The 20,859-nt window shown below is 70.4% G+C and carries 22 protein-coding genes; 15 read left to right on the top strand and 7 right to left on the bottom strand.

The window, feature by feature from the left end; genetic code table 11:
• Positions 1-3: 3 nt before the first annotated feature.
• From BXA03_RS13145 to BXA03_RS13095, 11 genes are all read left to right on the top strand, one after another.
• Positions 4-366: a response regulator gene (locus BXA03_RS13145; protein ID WP_076508341.1), complete on the top strand. Its 363-nt coding sequence runs from the start codon at positions 4-6 to the stop codon at positions 364-366.
• Positions 367-375: 9 nt separating this feature from the next.
• Entirely contained in the window at positions 376-846 is a 471-nt protein-coding gene (locus BXA03_RS13140; RefSeq protein ID WP_076508338.1) for a hypothetical protein, read from the top strand.
• On the top strand, positions 843-1,310 hold the full coding sequence (locus BXA03_RS13135) for a hypothetical protein (protein WP_076508336.1): 468 nt from the start codon (positions 843-845) through the stop codon (positions 1,308-1,310). Before BXA03_RS13140 ends, BXA03_RS13135 begins: the two co-directional genes overlap by 4 nt.
• A gap of 15 nt (positions 1,311-1,325) precedes the next feature.
• Entirely contained in the window at positions 1,326-3,035 is a 1,710-nt protein-coding gene (locus BXA03_RS27495; protein WP_076508333.1) for a methyl-accepting chemotaxis protein, read from the top strand.
• A gap of 20 nt (positions 3,036-3,055) precedes the next feature.
• A complete protein-coding gene (locus BXA03_RS13125; protein WP_076508330.1) occupies positions 3,056-3,424 on the top strand; it encodes a response regulator in 369 nt (122 codons plus the stop codon).
• A gap of 25 nt (positions 3,425-3,449) precedes the next feature.
• Entirely contained in the window at positions 3,450-5,369 is a 1,920-nt protein-coding gene (locus BXA03_RS13120) for a chemotaxis protein CheA (RefSeq protein WP_076508327.1), read from the top strand.
• A 56-nt stretch (positions 5,370-5,425) separates the two neighbouring features.
• Positions 5,426-5,854, top strand: a complete 429-nt coding sequence (locus tag BXA03_RS27185) for a chemotaxis protein CheW (protein WP_076508550.1) — start codon at positions 5,426-5,428, stop codon at positions 5,852-5,854.
• Positions 5,851-6,723 carry a CheR family methyltransferase gene (locus tag BXA03_RS27180; RefSeq protein WP_234983675.1) on the top strand — a complete coding sequence of 291 codons (873 nt, stop codon included), beginning with the start codon at positions 5,851-5,853 and terminating at the stop codon, positions 6,721-6,723. Before BXA03_RS27185 ends, BXA03_RS27180 begins: the two co-directional genes overlap by 4 nt.
• 34 nt (positions 6,724-6,757) lie before the next feature.
• Positions 6,758-7,369, top strand: coding sequence for a chemoreceptor glutamine deamidase CheD (gene cheD, locus BXA03_RS13105; RefSeq protein ID WP_076508324.1), 612 nt, complete (start codon positions 6,758-6,760; stop codon positions 7,367-7,369).
• Positions 7,369-8,490: a chemotaxis-specific protein-glutamate methyltransferase CheB gene (gene cheB, locus BXA03_RS13100; RefSeq protein WP_076508321.1), complete on the top strand. Its 1,122-nt coding sequence runs from the start codon at positions 7,369-7,371 to the stop codon at positions 8,488-8,490. The genes cheD and cheB overlap by 1 nt, the downstream gene beginning before the upstream one ends.
• Positions 8,491-8,698: 208 nt before the next feature.
• Positions 8,699-10,087, top strand: coding sequence for a sensor histidine kinase (locus tag BXA03_RS13095; protein ID WP_234983674.1), 1,389 nt, complete (start codon positions 8,699-8,701; stop codon positions 10,085-10,087).
• A gap of 422 nt (positions 10,088-10,509) precedes the next feature.
• On the opposite strand, the gene BXA03_RS13090 is transcribed toward BXA03_RS13095, so the two are convergent.
• The 6 genes from BXA03_RS13090 to BXA03_RS13065 form a co-directional block, all read right to left on the bottom strand.
• On the bottom strand, positions 10,510-11,109 hold the full coding sequence (locus tag BXA03_RS13090) for a response regulator transcription factor (protein WP_076508315.1): 600 nt from the start codon (positions 11,107-11,109) through the stop codon (positions 10,510-10,512).
• A 55-nt stretch (positions 11,110-11,164) separates the two neighbouring features.
• The gene (locus BXA03_RS13085; protein ID WP_076508312.1) at positions 11,165-12,499 is read right to left on the bottom strand and encodes a tryptophan--tRNA ligase; all 1,335 of its coding nucleotides are present in this window, start codon (positions 12,497-12,499) and stop codon (positions 11,165-11,167) included.
• Positions 12,500-12,526: 27 nt separating this feature from the next.
• The gene (locus BXA03_RS13080; protein ID WP_076508310.1) at positions 12,527-13,198 is read right to left on the bottom strand and encodes a site-2 protease family protein; all 672 of its coding nucleotides are present in this window, start codon (positions 13,196-13,198) and stop codon (positions 12,527-12,529) included.
• A gap of 23 nt (positions 13,199-13,221) precedes the next feature.
• A complete protein-coding gene (locus BXA03_RS13075; protein WP_076508307.1) occupies positions 13,222-13,857 on the bottom strand; it encodes an L-threonylcarbamoyladenylate synthase in 636 nt (211 codons plus the stop codon).
• A 22-nt stretch (positions 13,858-13,879) separates the two neighbouring features.
• Positions 13,880-14,743, bottom strand: coding sequence for a DMT family transporter (locus tag BXA03_RS13070; RefSeq protein ID WP_083716071.1), 864 nt, complete (start codon positions 14,741-14,743; stop codon positions 13,880-13,882).
• 65 nt (positions 14,744-14,808) lie between these two features.
• Positions 14,809-15,666, bottom strand: coding sequence for a 3',5'-nucleoside bisphosphate phosphatase (locus BXA03_RS13065; RefSeq protein WP_076508301.1), 858 nt, complete (start codon positions 15,664-15,666; stop codon positions 14,809-14,811).
• Between the two features lie 162 nt (positions 15,667-15,828).
• Here BXA03_RS13065 and BXA03_RS13060 point away from each other — a divergent pair, with 162 nt between their 5' ends.
• Positions 15,829-16,128, top strand: a complete 300-nt coding sequence (locus BXA03_RS13060) for a hypothetical protein (protein WP_076508298.1) — start codon at positions 15,829-15,831, stop codon at positions 16,126-16,128.
• Here the strand turns inward: BXA03_RS13060 and BXA03_RS13055 are convergent.
• Complete coding sequence (locus BXA03_RS13055; protein ID WP_083716057.1) at positions 16,112-17,194, bottom strand: transporter; 1,083 nt, start codon at positions 17,192-17,194, stop codon at positions 16,112-16,114. The two genes, BXA03_RS13060 and BXA03_RS13055, sit on opposite strands and share 17 nt — an antisense overlap.
• Before the next feature lie 143 nt (positions 17,195-17,337).
• Between BXA03_RS13055 and ppk2 the strand changes: the two genes are divergently transcribed.
• The 3 genes from ppk2 (at position 17,338) to urtA (ending at position 20,758) form a co-directional block, all read left to right on the top strand.
• Positions 17,338-18,261: a polyphosphate kinase 2 gene (ppk2, locus tag BXA03_RS13050; RefSeq protein WP_076508295.1), complete on the top strand. Its 924-nt coding sequence runs from the start codon at positions 17,338-17,340 to the stop codon at positions 18,259-18,261.
• A gap of 117 nt (positions 18,262-18,378) precedes the next feature.
• Positions 18,379-19,404, top strand: coding sequence for an extracellular catalytic domain type 1 short-chain-length polyhydroxyalkanoate depolymerase (locus BXA03_RS13045; protein ID WP_076508292.1), 1,026 nt, complete (start codon positions 18,379-18,381; stop codon positions 19,402-19,404).
• A gap of 79 nt (positions 19,405-19,483) precedes the next feature.
• Positions 19,484-20,758: an urea ABC transporter substrate-binding protein gene (gene urtA, locus BXA03_RS13040; protein WP_076508289.1), complete on the top strand. Its 1,275-nt coding sequence runs from the start codon at positions 19,484-19,486 to the stop codon at positions 20,756-20,758.
• Positions 20,759-20,859 lie beyond the last annotated feature (101 nt).

The following is a 20,859-nucleotide window of genomic DNA, read 5'->3' as shown; positions in this document are numbered from 1 at the left end:
GCCATGAAGATCCTGATTGCCGACGACAGCCGTGCCATGCGGCAGGTCATTGCCCACATGCTGCGCGAAGCCGGCTTCCGCGGCCACCACATCGTCGAGGCGGCCGATGGTCAGCAGGCCCTGCAGGCTGCCCATGCCGAATCGCCCGAGCTGATCATCTCGGACTGGAACATGCCGACCATGAACGGCATCGAGCTGCTGCAGGCGCTGCGAAGCGAGGAGTCGACCACGCCCTTCGGCTTCGTCACCACCGAGGTGAGCACCGAGATGCAGCAGCAGGCCTTCGACGCCGGTGCCGCCTTCCTGATCGGCAAGCCCTTCAGCGCCGAGGACTTCCGGGTGGCGCTGGTCGACATCCTGGAGTGAAGGCACGCCATGATGCTGACCCTGCCCACAACGGCCCAGCTGGAGCGCTCGCTGTCCCTGCTGCTGCGCCGCGGCGTGGACGTGTCCACGCAGCCCGTGGCCACGCGCTGCCGCTTCGCGGCGGCCGGCAGCTACCACGGCGGCGACAAGACGCCGCTGGCCTGGATGGCGGCCGACCTGCCGCTGGCTGCCCACATGGCGGCCGCCCTGTCGCTGGTGCCGGCGGATGCGGCCGACGACCGCGTGCGTGCCGGCTCGCTGGACCAGACCCTGTGCGAGAACTTCGCCGAGGTGCTGAACGTCGGGGCCCGGTTGATGGTGCGTGACGACGCCGGCCGCCTCACCCTGCTGCAGACCGGCTTCGGGGACGCTGCTGCCGCGCTGCTTCCGCCGGCCGGTGCCCGCATGCGCCGGGCGCTCTTCCAGGTCGAGATCGACGGCTACGGCGAAGGCCTGCTCGGGCTCTGGGGCGTGGCATGAGCACGCCCCTGCCCGTGGCCCTGGGGCTGCCCGCTGCCGGCGACGCTTCGTCTCCCGGCACCGCGGGCGGCCCGCCCACTGCCGAGGCGATGGCGCTGCAGCTGGAGGCCGGTGCCCGTGAACTCGCCCTGGCCAGCGCGATGCTGGCGCAGGCCATGGGCGATCTGCGCGCGGGCTTCGTGCAGGTGGCCGGCCTGCGTCCCGGCCCCGAAGCCCTTGCGCGCGACGCCCTGCAGCAGGTCATGGTCGCGCTGCAGGCCGAAGACACGCTCGGCCAGCTGCTGCAGGCCGCCGAGCGGCGGCATGCGCAGCTCGCGCGGGCCATGCGCCTCGTCGCGGACGCCGGCCCCGGTGCGGACCGTTCCTGCGCCGTGTGGCCTGCGGCCATGGCCTGGGGCGACGCGCACGGGGCTTCTCTTCCGGCACACGGCAAGGGCCGTGCCGGCTCCCACGAATTCTTCTGAACCGAAAGCGTTGCGATGCGCCTCACCAATTTCAAGACCGGCAGCCGGCTCGCCGTCGCCTTCCTCCTCGTGCTGATCGTCACCGGCCTGGTGGCGACCCTGGCCGTGTCACGGCTCAAGGCCCTGCGCCAGGCCATCGACTACCAGGCGACGGTGATCCATGAGCGCGAGGTCCTCGCGCAGCAGTGGGCGGCCGACATCCGCCTGAACATGGTGCGGGCACTGGCCATCCTGCACAGCCGCGACGCGGCCTATGTGCAGACGCTCTCCCGCGAGACGGAGGCGACCTCGAAGCGCATCGGCGAGACGGCGCGACGGGTGGCCGACATGGCCGACGACGAGGAGGCCCGCCAGCACATCGCCCGCGTGGTGGCCGACCGCGGGACCTACACCCGGATGCGCGAGCAGCTGTTCACCGCCCAGGCGGGAGGACGCGTCATGACGATGGAGGAGGAACGCTCGCTCATCGCGCATGGCGAGGCCTACCTGGCCGCGCTCGATCGCGTGACCGAGGACATCCGCGACACGGGCAGCCGCCACCGCGCATTCACGCTGGAAAGCCTGCAGCGCAGCGAGTGGATGATCGTCGCGGGCGGCATCGTCGCGGTGCTGCTCGGCGGGCTGTGCTCGGTGCTGGTCACTCGCTCGATCACGCGGCCCATCGCCGGCGCCTCGGGGGTGGCCGAGTCGGTGGCCGCGGGCGATCTGACCGTGCGCGTCGAGGTCCAGGGCCGCGACGAGACCGCGCGCCTGCTGCACAGCCTGGAGGCCATGCGCGGCAAGCTCGCGGCCGTGGTCAGCGAGGTGCGCCGCAATGCCGACGGGCTGGCCTCGGCCAGCCGGGAGATCGCCTCCGGCAGCAGCGACCTGTCGGCACGCACCGAGCAGCAGGCCTCGGCGCTGGAGGAGACGGCGGCCTCCATGGAACAGCTCAACACCACCGTGCGCCAGAACTCGGAGCATGCGCAGCGCGCCAGCGACCTGGCCACCCGCGCTTCCGAGGTGGCCGCCGAGGGCGGCGCCGTCGTGGCGCAGGTGGTGCAGACCATGCGTGGCATCGCCGACAGCGCGGGGCGCATCTCCGAAATCATCAGCGTGATCGACGGCATCGCCTTCCAGACCAACATCCTGGCGCTCAACGCCGCCGTCGAAGCCGCCCGCGCCGGCGAGCAGGGCCGCGGCTTCGCGGTGGTGGCCAGCGAGGTGCGCGCGCTGGCCCAGCGCAGCGCCGAGGCCGCCAAGGAGATCAAGTCGCTGATCACCGCCAGTGTGGACACGGTGGCCCACGGCTCGGCCCTGGCCGATCAGGCCGGCAGCACCATGGACCAGGTGGTCGGCGCCATCCGCGGCGTGGCCCAGGTGGCCGGCGAGATCAGTGCGGCCAGCCGCGAGCAGAGCCTGGGCGTCGCCCAGGTGGGCCAGGCCGTGGTGCAGATGGACCAGGCCACCCAGCAGAACGCGGCGGTGGTGGAGGAACTGTCGGCCGCGGCCGCCGTGCTCAAGGAGCAGGCCGAGCACCTGGTGCGCAGCGTGGCGGTGTTCCGCCTCGGTGCCGATGCCGTGGTGCCGGTGGCCGCGCCCACGCGCAAGCCACGTGCGGCTGCGGCAAAGGTCGCCGCCAGCGCCTCGCCCGTGCGGGCCAAGGCAGCGCCGGCTCGGCGCCTTTCCGCCCCCACGCCCGCGCTGGCCGCGGCCGGCGCGGACGCCGGTTGGGAATCCTTCTGAGGCCGGGAGCGACACACGCCATGAACAAGACCGTGATGACCGTGGACGACTCCCCCTCGATCCGCCAGATGGTGGCCATGACGCTGCGCATGGGCGGCTACGCCGTGGTGGAGGCCGCCGATGGCGCCGAGGCGCTGGACAAGCTGGCCGGCGGTGTGCACGTCGATGCCATCGTGACCGACCAGAACATGCCGAACGTGGACGGCCTGACCTTCACCCGCCGGCTGCGCGGGCAGGCCGCCCATGCGCGCACGCCCATCCTGATGCTGACCACCGAGTCCAGCGCCGAGATGAAGGCGGCCGGCCGCGCAGCCGGCCTGACGGGCTGGATGGTCAAGCCCTTCGATCCGCAGACGCTGATCGCGGTGATCGGCAAGGTGCTGGCGTGAACTGCGCCGGCGGAAGGGCACGGCGATGAAAGTGGACCTCGGCGAATTCGTCGGCATCTTCGTGGAAGAGGCCCGCGAGCACCTGGACGTGATGGAGTCGCTGCTGCTGGCCCTGGACCCGCAGCAGGTGGACGGCGAGACGCTCAATGCCCTGTTCCGCGCGGCGCATTCCATCAAGGGCGGCGCCGCCACCTTCGGCCTGGACGAGGTGACGCGCCTGGCGCATGTGGCCGAATCGCTGCTCGATCGCGTGCGCGATCGCCGGGTGGCGCTGACGCCCGAGATCGTGGATGCGCTGCTGGTGGCCGATGACGTGATGCGGGCGCAGATCGCGGCCTTCGAAGGCCAGCCGCCCGTGCCGGCCGCGGACGTGGAGGCCGTGCGCGCGCGGCTGGCGGCGCTGGCGGACACCGCCGGGACGCCGCCGATGACGCCCGAGGCGTGCGCACCGGCACCGGCACCTGCTTCGGCACCGACCGCCGTGGACGCGGCCTCGGCCCAGGCCGGAGAGATCAAAGGCGAAGGTGTCGATTTCGGCTTCTTCGACGACGAGCCGGGCGGGGGAGCCGAACGCGAGGCGGCGGCGCCTGCGGCCGATCCGGCGCCCCTCCTGCCGCCACCGCCGCCGCCGCCGCCGCCGGAGGCGAACGCGCCGGCGGCCGCGCCCGTCCTGCCTGCCATGGCAGCGGGTGCCCCGGCCTCGCCGGCCGCGGCGCTGCACGAATCGAGCTCCATCCGCGTCAGCGTCGACAAGGTCGACCAGATCATCAACCTGGTGGGCGAGCTGGTCATCATCCAGTCCATGCTGGCCCAGCACGCGCAGAGCGAGACGCCGCAGCAGGTCGAGCGCCTGCGTTCGGGCCTGGACCTGCTGGACCGCAACACCCGGGGTCTGCAGGAGGCCGCCATGGCCATCCGCATGATGCCGATCTCCGCCGTGTTCAACCGCTTCCCGCGCCTGGCGCGCGATCTGGCGCAGCGCCTGGGCAAGGAAGTCGAGATCCGGCTCGAAGGCGAGGGCACCGAGCTGGACAAGGGCCTGATCGAGCGCATCGTGGACCCGCTCACCCACCTCGTGCGCAACAGCCTGGACCATGGACTGGAGTTGCCCGCCGACCGCGTGGCGGCCGGCAAGCCGGCCGCGGGCGCGATCACGCTGAGCGCCCGCCACGAAGGCGGCAGCATCGTGATCGAGGTGGCGGACGACGGCCGCGGTCTGGACCGCGAGCGCATCCTCGCCAAGGCGCGCGAGCGCGGCATGGCCGTGCCCGAGCAGCCTACCGACGCGCAGGTGTGGTCGCTGATCTTCGAGGCCGGCTTCTCCACTGCCGCCGCCGTGACCGACGTGTCGGGACGCGGCGTGGGCATGGACGTGGTCCGCCGCAACATCCAGGCCCTGGGCGGCCGGGTGGACGTGCACAGCGAGAAGGGCCGCGGCACGCGCATCGCCGTGCGGCTGCCGCTCACGCTGGCCATCCTGGACGGCCTGTCGGTGGCCTGCGGCGGCGAGGTGTTCATCGTGCCGCTGGCCTTCATCGTCGAATCGCTGCGGGTCGAAGGCGACGCCGTGCGCACCGTGGCCGGTGCGGGCCGGGTTCTGGGCATCCGGGGGCGCTACCTGCCCGTGGTGGCCCTGCACGAGGTGCTGGGCCTGCCGGGCAGCAAGGCCCCGGGGCCCGACGGCATCTTCATCGTGCTGGAGACCGACGGCCAGCGCGTGGCGCTCTTCGTGGACGCGCTCCTGGGCCAGCACCAGGTCGTCATCAAGAGCCTGGAGGCCAACTACCGCAAGGTGGACGGCATCTCGGGCGCCACCATCATGGGCGACGGCCGCGTCGCCCTCATCCTCGATGCGGCGGGGCTGGGCCGGCTGGCGGCTTCGGCCGGCCGCTTCGCACCGCTGCCGGAGGCCGCGTCCTCCCTCTCCGAAACCGCTCCTGCCTGAGGCCCGACATGCGCGTTGCCGAACCTGCTTCCCCCGCCGCCGAACTTGCCATCCAGATGGCGCAGACCGGCATCCTGACCTTCCGGCTCGACACCGAGCACTACGGCATCGACATCCTGAAGGTGCAGGAGATCCGCAGCTACGAGCCGGTCACCCGCATCCCGCAGGCCGATCCGGCGGTGCGCGGCGTGATCAACCTGCGCGGTGCCATCGTGCCCATCGTGGACCTGCGGCTGCGATTCGGACTGCCGCTGGCCGATTGCGACCGCTTCACCGCGGTCATCATCGTCAACGTCGGCGCGAAGGTGATCGGCATGGTGGTGGACGGCGTCTCGGAAGTGGTGACGCTGGCCGCGGAGCAGATCCAGCCGCGGCCCGACATGGCGGCGGTGGACCTGTCGTGCATCACCGGCCTGGCGACGCTGCAGGACCGCATGGTCATGCTGCTCGACCTGGAGGCGCTGCTGGCGCACGTGGCGAAGTGAGCCGCAGCAGCCTGGCGTCGCCCCCGGCGGCGACCGCGTCCTCCCCCCGAGAGTTCGACTACGGCCCGGCCGATTTCGCGCGCGTGCGGCGGATGATCCATGCCCGCGCCGGCATCGCCCTGGCCGAGAGCAAGGAGGCGATGGTCTACAGCCGGCTGTCCCGCCGGCTTCGCGCCTGCGGCATCGAGCGCTTCCGCGACTATCTGGACACGCTGGAGGCGGACGCCGGCCAGCCGGAGTGGGAGCAGTTCATCAATGCGCTGACCACCAACCTCACCTCCTTCTTCCGCGAGCCGCACCATTTCCCGGTGCTGGTGCGCCACCTGCGGGGCCTGCGGCGCAACCGGCCGCTGCGGGTCTGGAGCTGCGCTGCCTCGACCGGCGAGGAGCCGTACTCCATCGCCATGGCCACGGCGCAGGCCTGGGCCAGCCTGAGCCCGCCGCTGGAGATCCTGGCGACGGACCTGGACACGCGCGTGCTGGCCACGGCCGAGGCCGGCATCTACGACCAGGAGCGGCTGGACCGGCTCGATACCGAGCAGCTGCAGCGCTACTTCCTGCGCGGCACGGGCCCCAACGCCGGCAAGGCGCGGGTGCGGCCCGAGCTGCGCGCGCTGCTCCGCTTCGAGCCGCTGAACCTGCTGGCGCCCGACTGGCCGGCGCTGCCCACCTTCGACGCCATCTTCTGCCGCAACGTGATGATCTATTTCGACAAGCCGACGCAGCACCAGGTCCTGCGCAAGCTCGCCCGGGTGCTGGAGCCCGACGGTCTGCTCTTCGTCGGCCATTCCGAAAGCCTGATGTCCGCCTCGGACCTGTTCCGCCTGCGCGCGCAGACGGTGTACGAGCGCGTGAAGGCCGCCGCATGAGCACGGACAGCCCGCGCGAAACCGGAGCCCGTCCATGAGCCTGGACCTGCATCCCGCCGGCAGCGGTACGCTGCACTACGAGACCGTCTTCGGCCGGCGCGGCGTGCGCGTGCTGCCTGGCGAGTTCCACGCCACCGCCGAGGACATCGTGCTGGTGACCGTGCTGGGCTCCTGCGTGGCCGCGTGCATCCGCGACGCCGAGCGCGGCGTGGGGGGCATGAACCACTTCATGCTGCCCGACGCCGGCCCCGCCACCGGCAGCGCCGATTCGGCGCCGGCGCGCTACGGCACCTACGCCATGGAGGTGCTGATCAACCAGCTGGTCAAGCTCGGCGCCCGGCGCCATCGGCTGGAGGCCAAGGTCTTCGGTGGCGCCAACGTCATCCCGGGCATGAACCAGGTCAACATCGGCCACCGCAATGCCCGCTTCGTGCTCGACTTCCTGGCCACCGAGCGGATCGTGGTGCGTGCCCAGGACCTGGCGGACACCTGCCCGCGCAAGGTCGCGTACTTTCCGCGCACGGGCGAGGCCCGCGTCAAGCGGCTCAACGACGCGTTGCCCGCCAACGTGGCCAGCCACGAGAAGTTCTACCAGGCCAGTCTGGCCCGCACGCCGGTGGCGGGTGCCATCGAGCTGTTCGACTGATGCCGACCCGGCCATTGCGCGTCCTCGTGGTGGACGACTCGGCGCTGGTGCGCCAGGTGCTGTGCGCCATCATCGACGCCCAGCCCGACATGCAGGCCGTGGGCACGGCCGGCGACGCCGCCGCGGCGCGGTCCCGCATCGCCGCGCTGGCCCCCGACGCGCTGACGCTCGACATCCAGCTGCCGGGCATGAACGGCCTGGATTTCCTGCGCGAGCTGGCCGGCGGCCCGCCGCTGCCGGTGCTGATCGTGGCCACGCCCACCGAGGCCCAGGCGCAGGTGGTGCAGCAGGCCCGAGCGCTGGGCGCCTGCGGCGTGCTGCCCAAGCCGCGGCTGGGCGTGGCGCAGGGCCTGCAGGACGAGGGCGAGGCGATCTGCCAGGCACTGCGGCAGGCGGTGCAGGCCGCCGGGCGGGTGCGTGCCGACGCCGGACCGCCGGCGGTGGCGCCTGCAGCGTCTGGGCCTGTGACCGGCAGGGCACCGCTGTCCGCGCGCACGGCGGCCGCCGCCGCGACCGGCGGGCGGGGCTGGCGCGGCGAGCGCCTGATCGTCGCGGGTGCCTCCACCGGCGGTACCGAGGCGCTGCTGCATTTCCTGGCCCAGCTGCCGCCCGACTGCCCGCCCGTGATGGCGGTGCAGCACATGCCGGCTGGCTTCACCCGAAGCTTCGCCGACCGGCTGGACCGCCACCTGCCCCTGCAGGTCAGCGAGGCGCAGGACGGCCAGACGCTGCTGCCCGGCCAGGTGCTGATCGCGCCCGGCAGCCACCATCTGGCGGTTCGGCGCGGCGCCCAGGGCCGGCTCGAGGCCATCCTGCTGGAGACGGCGCCGGTGAACCGGCACCGCCCCTCGGTCGACGTGCTCTTCGACAGCGCGGCAGGCCTCATCGGCCGCCGCGCCAGCGGCGTGCTGATGACCGGCATGGGGCGCGACGGTGCAGCGGGCCTGCTGGCCCTGCGCCGCGCGGGGGCGGCGACGTATGCCCAGGACGAGGCCAGCTGTGTCGTCTTCGGCATGCCGCGCGAGGCGATCGCGCTGGGCGCGGCGGCGCGGGTCCTGCCGCTGGGCCAGCTGGGCACCGTGCTGATGCAGGACCTGGCCGATGCGGCGGCATCCGGGTGAGCCAGCCGTCGGGGGCGGTGCTACATTAGCGCCCGCGCCGAGCGACCCTCGCACGGCGATGTGGGAGGTACCTGCCGGGCGGTCAACGCCTGGTCCGGCGGTGCCTTCGGGGCCCCTCGACGGGGCTTTTTTCTTTCTGGCCCAACAGCAGCACATGGATGCTCCGGTGACGTCGTTAGGCGGATGGCGCCATTCGTCCCTCGTGGGAATGACGCCCTCGCCCGTTTCCGGCGACGAGGCGGACCGCTGGGTCCGCGGCGAACTGGTTCGGTCGCTCATGCGGGCGGCGCGGGGCAACTACATCCTGGCGGCGGTGCTCACGCCGATCATCGTGTCGCTCAGCTGGCGCGATGTGCCCTGGTGGCTCGCGCTGTTCTGGGTCTTCTGCGTGATCTGCGTGTCCGTCGCGCGGGTGCATTTCGAGTACGTGTACCGCCAGCGCTTCGAAGGCCGCGACGCCGACGCGCAGGAGCACTTCATCCACCGCTACCGGCACCTCTGGGGCGCCAGCGGCGTGGTGTGGGGCATGTCGGCGTACCTCTTCTTCGAGCGCGTGCCCCTGGTCAACCAGTTCATCTGCTGGTTCATCGTGGCGGGTGCCGCCACCTTCCCGGTGGTGAGCATCGCGCTGCATCCGCCGGTGCTGCGCCGTTACCTGGGGGCGCTGTTCAGCACCATGCTGCTGGTGATGGGCGTACGCATCGCCGAGGTCGGTATCGGCGGGTTGCAGTTCGGCCTGCCGTTTACGCTGCTGCCCGCGCTGCACTGGTGGCTGCTGCTGCATGCCGGCCGGCGCATCTACGAGACGGCGCGCAACAGCTTCGAGCTGCTCTTCCACAACAAGATCCTGATCGCCTCGCTCACCCAGCAGCGGCAGGCGGCCGTCTCGGCGGTGGCGATGAAGAACCGCTTCCTGGCGAGCGCCGCCCACGACATGCGCCAGCCGGTGCTGGCGCTGTCGTTGTACGCCGACTGGCTGCGCAACGAGCCGGAGCTGGTGCACGAGATCGCGCCCAAGATCTCGGGCGCCACCCAGGCCGTGAACGTGCTGTTCGACTCCCTATTCGACCTGGCGCGCATCGACTCGGGCCAGGTGCGACTGCACATCGAGCGGGTGGACGTGGTCCAGCTGCTGCGCGACCTCGAGCTGCAGTACCGTCCGGTGGCCGAGGCCAAGGGGCTGCGCTTCCGGGTGCACATCGTGCCCGGCACGGTGCTGACCGACCCGGTGCGGGTGCGGCGCATGCTGGGCAACCTGCTGTCCAACGCCATCAAGTACACGCACGAGGGCGGGGTGCTGCTGGCCGCGCGCCAGACCCGCGAAGGGCTGCGGGTGGAGGTGTGGGACACCGGCATCGGCATCCCGCGCGAGCACCTGCGCGACGTCTTCCTGGAGTTCTACAAGGTGGCCGACCACGACGCCGGCACCTCCGATGGCTTCGGCCTGGGCCTGGCCATCGTGGCCCGCCTCTCGCATGCGCTGGGCCATCCGGTGAGCGTGCGCTCCCGCGTCGGCGTCGGCAGCGTCTTCCGAGTCCTCCTCACCGACGCCGACGAGACCGAGGCCCAGGCCCGCATGTCGGACGCCGTGGGCTGACTTGCGCTTGCCGGACGGCCTCCACCAGGCCGCGGCAAGTCCCTCAGTGCAGAGCCGTCACGGTGGCGTGGCGCATCGAGCGCAGCTCACGCGTCCATCGCCGGCAGGCTCCGGCATCACCCCTGATCCAATGGCCGCGGAGCAGGCCAAGCCGGGGCACCCGCGGAACCGGCTTCGCCGGGCCGCCGGGTGCGCCCCCTGCAAGGGGGGAGGCGGAGCGCGAAGCGCGCAGCCTGGGGGTTAGCGAAGCCCCGCGGAACCGGCTTCGCCGGGCCGCCGGGTGCGCCCCCTGCAAGGGGGTAGGCGGAGCGCGAAGCGCGCAGCCTGGGGGTTGGCGAAGCCCCGCGGAACCGGCTTCGCCGGGCCGCCGAGTGCGCCCCCTGCAAGGGGGGAGGCGGAGCGCGAAGCGCGCAGCCTGGGGGTCAGCGAAGATTCGACAGCAGCCCGTGGCTGCGGGCATGGTGCAGCGCCTGCGTGCGGCTCTTGACGCCCAGGCGGCGGAACAGCCGCCACAGGTGCACCTTGACGGTGTGCTCGCTGATCTCCAGCTGGGTGGCGATGTCCCGGTTGGACAGGCCCTGGTCCAGCATGGCGATCAGCTGCGTCTGCCGGCGCGAGAGCTTGCCGGTGGGCGCCGGCGGCTCCAGGTCGCCGTCGTCGGCCAGCAGCAGCCCGCGCAGGGCGGCCGTAAGCTCGGCCGAGCCGCTGGACTTCTCGATGTAGATGTCGGCGCCGGCCTCGATGCAGGCCTCTTCCATGTCGGCGGCGGGCGAGGCCGAATACACGGCGACCGGGATGTCGGGATACGACTCCTTGACCGCGAGCACGCCCGAGACGCCGGTGACATCGGGCAGCTTCAGGTCCAAGCAGAAGAGCTTGGGCATGCCGTGGTGCTCCACGGCATTGGCCAGCTTGTCGAGGCGGTCGAGTTCGACCACGTTCTCGGAAGGCCGGAGGCGGCGCAGGACCATGACGATGGCCTCGCGCATCAGGGGGTGGTCGTCGATGACGTAGATGCTCATGGTGTGCGTGTCGGGAGAGGGCCGGAAGGCGGCGTCCGTCGGGGCAGGGGCGGGTTCAGGACGCGCGGGCGGATTCGGCCGCCGACTCCGCCAGCACGGCCAGTGCTGCCAGAACGGCTGCGAGGCCCGCATTGTCCAGCGGCTCGAGCTGCGAAGCCAGCGCGTTGAGGGCGGGCTCGCCGCCCGTCTGCAGCTGCGCGATGGCGCGGCCCGCCTCCTGCGGCGAGGCGAAGCCCCGGCTCTGCAGGAGCACCGTGCCGCGGGCGTCCTGCAGCTTGAAATGGAACTGGCCGTCGCGCTCGCGGTACTGCTTGAAGCTGGGTCGTGCGGCCTTGGCGGCCTTCGGCGTGCCGCTGGCGGCCGCGCCGAGCTGCCCGAGGTTGCGCAGGCCCACGGCCTCGCGCAGCCGTGCGGTGAGTGCGCGCGACAGGATGCGCGCCTTCTCGCCGCCGGCGCGCAGCGTGTCCTCGATGCGCTGGGGCTCGGCCATCAGCGCCTCGTAGCGCTCGCGCAGCGGGGCCACCTCGAGATCGATGCGCTCGACCAGCACCTGCTTGGCGTCGCCCCAGGCGATGCCTTCGGCATAGGCCTTGCGCAGTGCCGCGGTTTCCTCGGCGGTGGCGAAGGCCTGGTAGATCTGGAACAGGGCCGAGCCCTCGGTGTCCTTGGGTTCGCCGGGAGCGCGCGAGTCGGTCACGATGCCGGCGATCAGCTTCTGCAGCTGCGCGCGCGAGGAGAACAGCGGGATGGTGTTGCCATAGCTCTTGCTCATCTTGCGGCCGTCCAGACCCGGCAGCAGGGCGACGGCGTCGTCGATCTCGGCCTCGGGCAGGGTGAAGTGCTCGCCGTAGAGGTGGTTGAAGCGCTGCGCCATGTCGCGCGCCATCTCGATGTGCTGCACCTGGTCGCGGCCCACCGGCACCTTGTGGGCGTTGAACATCAGGATGTCCGCCGCCATCAGGGCCGGGTACATGAACAGGCCGATGCTGACGTCTGCATCCGGGTCGGTGCCGGCGGCAGTGTTGCGGTCCACCGCGGCCTTGTAGGCATGGGCGCGGTTGAGCACGCCCTTGCCGGTCACGCAACTCAGGAACCAGGTCAGCTCCGGGATCTCGGGAATGTCGGACTGGCGGTAGAAGGTGACGCGCTCGGGGTCCAGGCCGCAGGCCAGCCAGGAGGCCGCGATCTCCAGCGTGGAGCGCTGGATGCGCGCCGGCTCGTCGCACTTGATGAGCGCGTGGTAGTCAGCCAGGAAGTAGTAGCTCTGCACATCCGGGCGCTGGCTGAATCGCACCGAATGGCGGATCGAGCCGACGTAGTTGCCCAGGTGCGGCGTGCCGGTGGTGGTGATGCCGGTCAGGAAGCGGGTCGGAGCGGAGGCGGAGGACATGGCGTGGCGGACGACAGCGAAAGGGGATCAGCGCAGCAGCGCGGCAATGGGCGAGATCAGCAGGTTCAGGAAGGCATAGCCCAGGCCCATCAGCGGCCGCAGCCACAGCGAGCCGACCACGCCCAGCACCACCAGGCCCATCACGATGAAGAAACCGAAGGGCTCGACGCGGGCCAGCCAGTACTGGGCCCGGCCGCGCGGCAGCAGGCCGGCCAGGATGCGGCCCCCGTCGAGCGGCGGCAGCGGGAACAGGTTGAAGGCCCACATCACCAGGTTGGTCAGGATGCCGGCATTGGCCATGCCGACGAAGAAGCGCTCCTGCACGCCGGCCACGGTGATGCCGACGAGGAACAGCGTCCAGAGGATGGCCTGGATGAAGTTGGAGGCCGGACCCGCCAGCGCCACCCAGATCATGTCGCGCTTGGGGTTGCGCAGGTGGCCGAAGTTGACCGGAACGGGCTTGGCGTAGCCGAACAGGAAGGCGCCCGAGGTGGCGAAGTACAGCAGGATCGGCATCGCGATGGTGCCGATCGGATCGATGTGCTTGAGCGGGTTGAGCGTGAGCCGCCCCATCATCTGTGCCGTGTTGTCGCCGAAATGGCGGGCCACGTAGCCATGGGCCGCCTCATGCACCGTGATCGCGAAGATCACCGGCAGGGCGTAGATGAGGACGGTCTGGATGAGGTTGGAGGCTTCCACCGCGGGATTGTCTCAGACGGGTTTCACAGGCCCAGCGGGCCGAGCGGGCCGCGGCCCTGGCGGATGAGGGCCGGTTCGCCGCCTGCGTCCATGGGCGTGAGGTCGACCACCGTGGTGGGCTCGGAGGTGCATGCGCCGGCGTCGATCACGGCACCGATCAGCTTCTCGAAGCGGTCGCGGATCTCCTGCGGATCGTTCATCGGCTCGGTCTCCCCGGGCGGGATCAGCGTGCTGGCCAAGAGGGGCGTGCCGTGCAGCGCCAGCAGTTCGGCCAGCACCGGGTGCTCGGGCACGCGCAGGCCGATGGTCTTGCGCTGCGGATGGCTCACGCGGCGCGGGACTTCCTTGGTGGCTTCCAGGACGAAGGTGTAGGGGCCGGGCGTGCAGGTCTTGAGCAGGCGGTACTGGCGGTTGTCGACCCGGGCGTAGTTGGCCAGTTCGCTCAAGTCGCGGCACAGCAGCGTGAGCAGCCGCTTCTCGTCGATCTGCCGGATGCGGCGCAGCTTGTCGACCGCGTTCTTGTCGTCCAGCTGGCAGGCCAGCGCATAGCTGGAGTCGGTGGGCACCGCGATTACCTCGCCCTTGGCGAGCAGCGCCGCCGCCTGCTTGAGCAGGCGCGGCTGGGGATTGTCGGGATGCACCTCGAAATACTGGGCCATGGTCTTGTCTTTCTGCCGAAATTCAGCCCTCGACGGGCTCGTTGGGCTGGCGCCGTTCCCGCACCGTGAGCCAGGCGCCGCCTGCGCCGCAGATGGCAATCAAGCCGATGCCCGCGAACGACATGCGGTCGGGCAACTGGTCGAACACCAGCCAACCACCCAGCATGGCGAAGCCGATCTGCGCGTAGAGAAAAGGCGTGAGCGTCGAGGCATTCGCGCGTTGGTAGGCCAGGATCAGCAGGAAGTGGCCCACCGTGCCCATCAGCCCCATGAGCGCCAGCAGCGCCCAGTCCTGCCAGCCAGGCAGCGCCTGCCAGGCGAGGGGCAGGAACAGCGCGGCGATCAGCGTGCCCACCCAACCGGTGTAGAAGTGCAGCGTGAGCGGCTTCTCGGTGCGGGCAAGGCGGCTGGTCAGCACCTGGAACCAGGCGTTGCACACCACCAGTCCCACGGGCATCAGCACCGCCCAGCCGAAGCCCTCACCGCCCGGGCGCAGGATCAGCAGCGTGCCCACGAAGCCGCCTGCGACCAATGCCCAGCGCAGGGCCGAGACCCGCTCGCCCAGGGCGGTGGCCGCCATCAGCGTGACGGCCAGTGGCACGACCAGGACGATGGCAGTGAATTCGGCCATGGGCATGTGGCCCAGGCTCAGATAGGCCAGCAGGCTGCTGCCCAGCAGCAGCGCTCCACGCAGCACCTGGAAGCGCGGGTGCAGCGTGCGCAGCAGCGCGGTGCCGTGAAGGGGAAGCAGGATGGCGGTGGTGGCCACGGCCTGGAAGGCATAGCGGAACCACACGGCCATGAAGACGGGCACCGTAGCCGAGGCCACCTTGGTGGTGGTGTCGAGCACCGCGAAGCACCCGACGGCCAGCAGCAGCAGCGCCATGCCGGCCAGCGTCCGCAGCGTGTCGCGCGAGGGGACGGCTCCCTGCGTGGCGCAGGCCACGCCGGTCACTGCACGCGGTCCGCCAGCAGGGACCAGACGGGCTGCAGGCTGGGCGAAAGGAGGGGCAGTCGCCCCAGATCGCAATGGCTCTCTTCGGGGCTGTGGAAGTCGCTGCCGCGCGACGCGGCAAAGCCGAATTCGAGCGCCTTCTCGGCATATTCGACGTATTCGGCCGAGGTATGACTGCCGGTGACCACTTCCACCGCCTGGCCGCCGTGGCCCTTGAATTCGGTGAAAAGGGCATATTCCTCGTTGGCGCTGAACTTGTAGCGGCCCGGGTGGGCGATGACCGCCACGCCGCCCGCATCGCGGATCCAGCGGATGGCGTCGCCCAGGTTGGCCCAGCGGTGGGGCACGTAACCCGGCTTGCCTTCGGTCAGGTACTTGCGGAACACCTCGGAGGTGTCCCGGCAGTGGCCCTGCTCGACCAGGAAGCGGGCGAAGTGGGTGCGCGAGATGAGTTCGGGATTGCCGACGAAGCGCAGCGCGCCCTCGTAGGCGCCCTTGATGCCCACGCGGGCGAGTTGGTCGGCGATCTCGCGCGCACGTGGGCCGCGACCATTGCGGGTGTCGTACAGGCCCTGCCGCACGGCCGCGTCCCCGGCATCGAAGCCCAGGCCCACGATGTGGACGGTCTCATTGCAGAAGGTGACAGAGATCTCGACCCCGGTGAGGAATCGCAGTCCGTTGGCCCGGGCCGCCTCGGCCGCGCGATCCAGTCCGCCGACCTCGTCATGGTCCGTCAGGGCCCACAGCTGCACGCCGTTGGCGGCGGCACGGGCCGCAAGGTCTTCGGGCGTCAACGTGCCGTCCGAGACCACGGAGTGGCAATGCAGGTCGGCGTTGAGGTCGTTATCGAACACTCGTGCGATTCTAAGGACTTCGCTTTGCCCTCATGGTGAAGGGGCCGAGGCATGCGAGCGCCTGCGCGAGCTGGGAACAACCCTTGGACCCGCTCGGAGTTGTCATATTTCTGGCGCCGGGGCCAGCGCAGAATCGCCGCCCGTCCGTCATTTTTACCTCGCATGAACGCCATCAAGGAAGCCCGCCGATACATCGAACGCCGTCCGCCGGAGGATCCCGCGGCACGTACGCTGGCGGCCCTGGTCCTGGCGCTGGAGACCGACCGCGGCTTCGAGCTTTCCTCGCTCTACGCGCTGGACTACAAGAGCTTCGACCTGGCCATCGAGGTGCTGCGCGACTGGCGGCTGGACCGCTACTACGCGGGCAAGGCCAAGCTGTTCGACCTGTCGATGCAGGTCCACGAGTCGCCCGAAGCGCCCGCTGGTGCAACGGCGCCCGCGGACGCTACTTCTTCTTCCTGAAAGCCAGCCAGGCCGCCACGGCGGTGAAGGTGGCCACGATGGCCACCAGGTGCCAGAACCCGTGCGGGTTCTCGGCCAGCGGGATGCCGCCCACATTCATGCCGAACAGGCCGGCCAGGATGTTGATGGGCAGGGCCAGCACGGTCACCACCGTCAGCACGAAGAGGCTGCGGTTGTTGTCCTCCTGCACGCTGGCGGCGATCTCCTCCTGCAGCAGCTTCACCCGCTCCTGCAGACCGTGCATGTCGCGCAGCACCACCGAGAACTCTTCCGATGCATCGCGCAGCCCCTGGGCGTCGGCCTCGGCCATCCAGGCGGGCGGCCGCTGCAGCAGGCGAAAGAGGGCCGCCGGCTCGGGTGCCAGCAGGCGCTGAAGCCGCACAAGGACGCGCCGCAGTTCGCCCAGCCTCGCGCGCTGCGCGTCGGGGCGTCGCGCGAGCAGGGAGTCTTCGATGGCGTCGATACGGCCGGTGACGGTGCGCACCACGCCCACCAGCACGTCCGCCTGGGTGCGCATCAGCCGCTCCAGGAGCTCGGTGGTGGAACGCGGTGCCTCGCCCGTGCGCACGGCCAGGCGCAGGTCGTCGACTGAGCGCAGCGGCCGCGTGCGCGCGGTCACCACGAGGCGCGGCCCGACGCCGATCCACAGCGTGGCGATGTCGGAGGGCTCGAACCCGAAGTCGAAATGCAGGTCGTTGATGATCGCCACCAGGGCGTCGTCGTCGCGCTCGATGCGGGTGGAGTGCGCGCCGTCGCGCAGGGCTTCGTAGAAGCTGTCGGGCAGGCCGGCGTGCCGTTCCAGCCAGCGCTGGGCCTGCGCATGGTTCAGGTTGAAGTGCAGCCAGGCATAGGGCGGGGCGGTGTCCGGCTGCGGCGGGGCCGTGGCGTCGGCGTCGGCGCGCGTGTCGGTGAACCCCTGCTGCCACAACGCCGCCTCGTCCAGATCCAGCGGACGGGCAGGCGAGCACGGCCTGCCATCGAAGAGGTAGCCGCAGATCAATCCGGCTGCGTCCGCGCCATGGGCGCCAGCGGCGAGGGGAGCAGGAGGCGGCAGGGGCGAGGGCACGGCGCAGGAGGGAAAGTAGGTCTGGGATGATGTGACGTCGGCATGTCATTCCGATGACGGGGCGCGGCGACAGTGTCACGGTCGCGTCATGGGCCTGCACGAGCATGTGCGGCCTTCCCGTGTCCACTTGCCGGTGCCTCGCCATGCCTTCTTCCGATTTCACGCCCACCGACCATGACGCACTGATGCGCCGCATCGCCGACGACCTGATCGACGGCTACGACGAGGAGATCGAGCTGGAGCTGGAAGACCGCGTGGTCGGCGCCGACGGCGTGCTGCGGCACGAGGAAGGCGGTGTGCCGCGCCGCACCTACTTCGAGGCCCTCTTTCGCCTGCAGGGCGAACTGGTCAAGCTGCAGGACTGGGTGCAGCACAGCGGGCAGAAGGTGGTGATCCTGTTCGAGGGCCGCGACGCAGCAGGCAAGGGCGGGGTGATCAAGCGCATCACCCAGCGCCTGAATCCCCGGGTGGCGCGGGTGGCGGCCCTGCCCGCACCCAACGACCGGGAGCGCACGCAGTGGTACTTCCAGCGCTACGTATCGCACCTGCCGGCGGCGGGCGAGATGGTGCTGTTCGACCGCAGCTGGTACAACCGCGCTGGCGTCGAGAAGGTGATGGGCTTCTGCACCGACGACGAGCTGGAGGAGTTCTTCCGCACGGTGCCCGAGTTCGAGAAGATGCTGGTGCGTTCGGGCATCCGTCTGATCAAGTACTGGTTCTCCATCACCGACGAGGAGCAGCATCTGCGCTTCCTGGGCCGCATCCACGATCCGCTCAAGCAGTGGAAGCTCAGCCCCATGGACCTGGAAAGCCGCCGGCGCTGGGAGGACTACACCAAGGCCAAGGAGGCGATGCTGGAGCGCACCCACATCCCCGAGGCGCCGTGGTGGGTGGTGCAGGCGGTGGACAAGAAGAAGGCACGCCTGAACTGCATCTCGCACCTGCTGGGCCAGATGCCCTACCGCGAGGTGGAGCGGGCCGCCATCGCGCTGCCCGAACGGGAGCGGCACGACGACTATTTCCGCCAGCCGGTGCCCCAGAGCATGATCGTTCCAGAGGTCTATTAGGCTGCCCAGGCCGCGCGGAGCCTCTGCGATGGCCGGCGCGGCTCAGGGCAGTCTGCTGATTGACGGGCAGCCCGCGGTGGCGAAGCATTCAGCGCTTTGCTTCTCCAAGGCTGTCCCATGCCCCGTCGTCCTCCCTCTCTCGGCCGTACCTTCGCGAAGGCCTATCAACGGCAGTTGAAGGCGGTGACGGGCGCGATGTCGCGCGCCGGCCTGGTGGCGGCCAAGCGCGTGCGCGACGCAGCGGCCGAGAGCAGCCGTCCGCCACCGGGGCCCGGCGACTGGCTGACCGGCATGGCCTTCGCGGCGGGCGGGGCCTGCCGTTATCACCTGTTCGTGCCGCCTCCGGTGCCGGGGCGCCCGGTGCGTGGCATGCCAATGGTGGTGATGCTGCACGGTTGCCGGCAGACGGCGCGGGATTTCGCCATCGGCTCGCGCATGAACGCGCTGGCGCGGCGGGAAGGCTTCCTGGTGCTCTATCCACAGCAGTCGGCACTGGCCAATCCCGAAGGCTGCTGGAACTGGTTCTCCGAGCAGCGGGCCGACGCCGAGGCGGCCCTGGTGCTGGCGGCGATCGACCAGGCCTGCCTGCTCTACGGTGCCGACGCCTCGCGCATCGCCGTGGCCGGACTGTCGGCCGGGGCGGGGCTGGCGTCGCGCCTCGCAATGCGCGCGCCAGAGCGACTGCAGGCCGTGATGATGCATTCGGGCGTGGCGCCCGGTGCCGCGACCTCGGCGCGCCAGGCGCTGGGCGCCATGGCAGGACGGCGCGCGCCTGCGCTCGACCTGGCGGCAGACGGCGCCGCCATGCTGCCGCGGTTGCTGGTGGTGCAGGGCGGGCGTGACATGGTGGTGCGACCCGCGGCCGGCCGCCTCGCGGCCGAGGTCTGGGCGCGGGCCGTCGGCGCGGAGGCCACGGAGCCCGTGATCCAGCAACGCGGCAAACGCCTTCCCATGCAGGTCACGGACTACCGCCGCGGCCGCGTGCTGGAGGTGCGATTGGTTGAGATCGAGGCGCTCGGCCATGCCTGGAGCGGCGGGAGCGCCCGCGGCAGCTATGCAGACCCTGCCGGGCCGGACGCGGGCCGCCTGTTCTGGGACTTCGCGCGCCGCGCCTTCGCGGCATGTACGCCACCCGGCGTATAGCCCGCCCGGGGCCTGGCAAGGAGACTCCATCCCGTTCCTTTCATCCCTTGCCAACCGAACCCCCAGGAGAAGAGCAGCCATGCAACGTCGCTTCACCCTCAAGGCGCTGACCGCCAGCGTCGCCCTCGCCACCCTCGGCGCCGCGCCTGCCGCCTTCTCGCAAGAGACCATCAAGGTCGGCGTGCTGCACTCGCTGTCCGGCACCATGGCCATCTCCGAGACCGTGCTCAAGGACACGGTGCTGATGGCCATCGACGAGATCAACGCCAAGGGCGGCGTGCTGGGCAAGAAGCTCGAGCCCGTGATCGTCGACCCGGCTTCCAACTGGCCCCTGTTCGCCGAGAAGACCAAGCAGCTGCTGGGTCAGGACAAGGTCTCGGTCATCTTCGGCTGCTGGACCTCGGTGTCGCGCAAGTCGGTGCTGCCGGTCGTCGAAGAGATGAACGGCCTGCTGTTCTACCCCGTGCAGTACGAGGGTGAAGAGCTGTCCAAGAACGTGTTCTACACCGGCGCCGCGCCCAACCAGCAGGCCATTCCCGCCGTCGACTACCTGATGAGCAAGGAAGGCGGCGCCGCCAAGCGCTGGGTGCTGCTGGGCACCGACTACGTGTACCCCCGCACCACCAACAAGATCCTGCGCGCCTACCTCAAGAGCAAGGGCGTGAAGGACAGCGACATCGACGAGAAGTACACCCCCTTCGGCCACAGCGACTACCAGACCATCGTCGCCGACATCAAGAAGTTCAGCCAGGGCGGCAAGACGGCCGTGGTGTCCACCATCAACGGCGACTCCAACGTGCCCTTCTACAAGGAACTGGGCAACGCCGGCCTGAAGGCCAAGGACGTGCCGGTCGTCGCCTTCTCGGTGGGCGAAGAAGAGCTGCGCGGCGTCGACACCAAGCCGCTGGTGGGCCACCTGGCCGCCTGGAACTACTTCATGAGCATCAAGAGCCCGGCCAACACCGAGTTCATCAAGAAGTGGTCCGCCTACGCCAAGGCCAAGAACATCCCCGGCCACAAGGACAAGCCGCTGACCAACGACCCGATGGAAGCCACCTACATCGGCATCAACATGTGGAAGCAGGCCGTCGAGAAGGCCAAGTCCACCGACACCGACAAGGTCATCGCCGCCATGGCTGGCCAGACCTTCAACGCACCCTCGGGCATCGTGAGCAAGATGGACGAGAAGAACCACCACCTGCACAAGTCGGTGTTCATCGGCGAGATCCAGGCCGACGGTCAGTTCAAGGTGGTGTGGAAGACCAAGGAGCCGGTCAAGGCCAAGCCCTGGAGCCCGTACATCGAAGGCAACGACAAGAAGAAGGACGAGCCCGACGGCAAATCGAAGGTGTGACGACCACCCCGTTTCTTGCTCACTTCGTGTAGCCGAATCCCTCTTAAGGGGCTGAGCCTGTACGGGCAAGGTCCGGTGGACCTCGCCCGACTGGCGAAGAG

Origin of the sequence: Pseudacidovorax sp. RU35E (genome assembly GCF_900156165.1) — a bacterium.
Taxonomy (GTDB): domain Bacteria; phylum Pseudomonadota; class Gammaproteobacteria; order Burkholderiales; family Burkholderiaceae_C; genus Xenophilus.
Note: the sequence above shows the minus strand (reverse complement) of the source record. Positions and strands in the feature narration are given on the sequence as shown.

Bases quoted from the DNA above. Each gene is read 5' to 3' on its own strand.
- BXA03_RS13070 (WP_083716071.1), bottom strand. From the start codon at position 14,743: ATGGCGCTGCTGCTGCTGGCCGTCGGGTGCTTCGCGGTGCTCGACACC.
- BXA03_RS13145 (WP_076508341.1), top strand. From the start codon at position 4: ATGAAGATCCTGATTGCCGACGACAGCCGTGCCATGCGGCAGGTCATT.
- BXA03_RS13120 (WP_076508327.1), top strand. From the start codon at position 3,450: ATGAAAGTGGACCTCGGCGAATTCGTCGGCATCTTCGTGGAAGAGGCC.
- BXA03_RS13045 (WP_076508292.1), top strand. From the start codon at position 18,379: ATGCCCCGTCGTCCTCCCTCTCTCGGCCGTACCTTCGCGAAGGCCTAT.
- BXA03_RS27495 (WP_076508333.1), top strand. From the start codon at position 1,326: ATGCGCCTCACCAATTTCAAGACCGGCAGCCGGCTCGCCGTCGCCTTC.
- urtA (WP_076508289.1), top strand. From the start codon at position 19,484: ATGCAACGTCGCTTCACCCTCAAGGCGCTGACCGCCAGCGTCGCCCTC.
- BXA03_RS13140 (WP_076508338.1), top strand. From the start codon at position 376: ATGATGCTGACCCTGCCCACAACGGCCCAGCTGGAGCGCTCGCTGTCC.
- ppk2 (WP_076508295.1), top strand. From the start codon at position 17,338: ATGCCTTCTTCCGATTTCACGCCCACCGACCATGACGCACTGATGCGC.
- BXA03_RS13085 (WP_076508312.1), bottom strand. From the start codon at position 12,499: ATGTCCTCCGCCTCCGCTCCGACCCGCTTCCTGACCGGCATCACCACC.
- BXA03_RS13075 (WP_076508307.1), bottom strand. From the start codon at position 13,857: ATGGCCCAGTATTTCGAGGTGCATCCCGACAATCCCCAGCCGCGCCTG.
- BXA03_RS13060 (WP_076508298.1), top strand. From the start codon at position 15,829: ATGAACGCCATCAAGGAAGCCCGCCGATACATCGAACGCCGTCCGCCG.
- BXA03_RS13135 (WP_076508336.1), top strand. From the start codon at position 843: ATGAGCACGCCCCTGCCCGTGGCCCTGGGGCTGCCCGCTGCCGGCGAC.
- cheD (WP_076508324.1), top strand. From the start codon at position 6,758: ATGAGCCTGGACCTGCATCCCGCCGGCAGCGGTACGCTGCACTACGAG.
- cheB (WP_076508321.1), top strand. From the start codon at position 7,369: ATGCCGACCCGGCCATTGCGCGTCCTCGTGGTGGACGACTCGGCGCTG.
- BXA03_RS13090 (WP_076508315.1), bottom strand. From the start codon at position 11,109: ATGAGCATCTACGTCATCGACGACCACCCCCTGATGCGCGAGGCCATC.
- BXA03_RS13095 (WP_234983674.1), top strand. From the start codon at position 8,699: ATGACGCCCTCGCCCGTTTCCGGCGACGAGGCGGACCGCTGGGTCCGC.
- BXA03_RS13125 (WP_076508330.1), top strand. From the start codon at position 3,056: ATGAACAAGACCGTGATGACCGTGGACGACTCCCCCTCGATCCGCCAG.
- BXA03_RS27185 (WP_076508550.1), top strand. From the start codon at position 5,426: ATGGCGCAGACCGGCATCCTGACCTTCCGGCTCGACACCGAGCACTAC.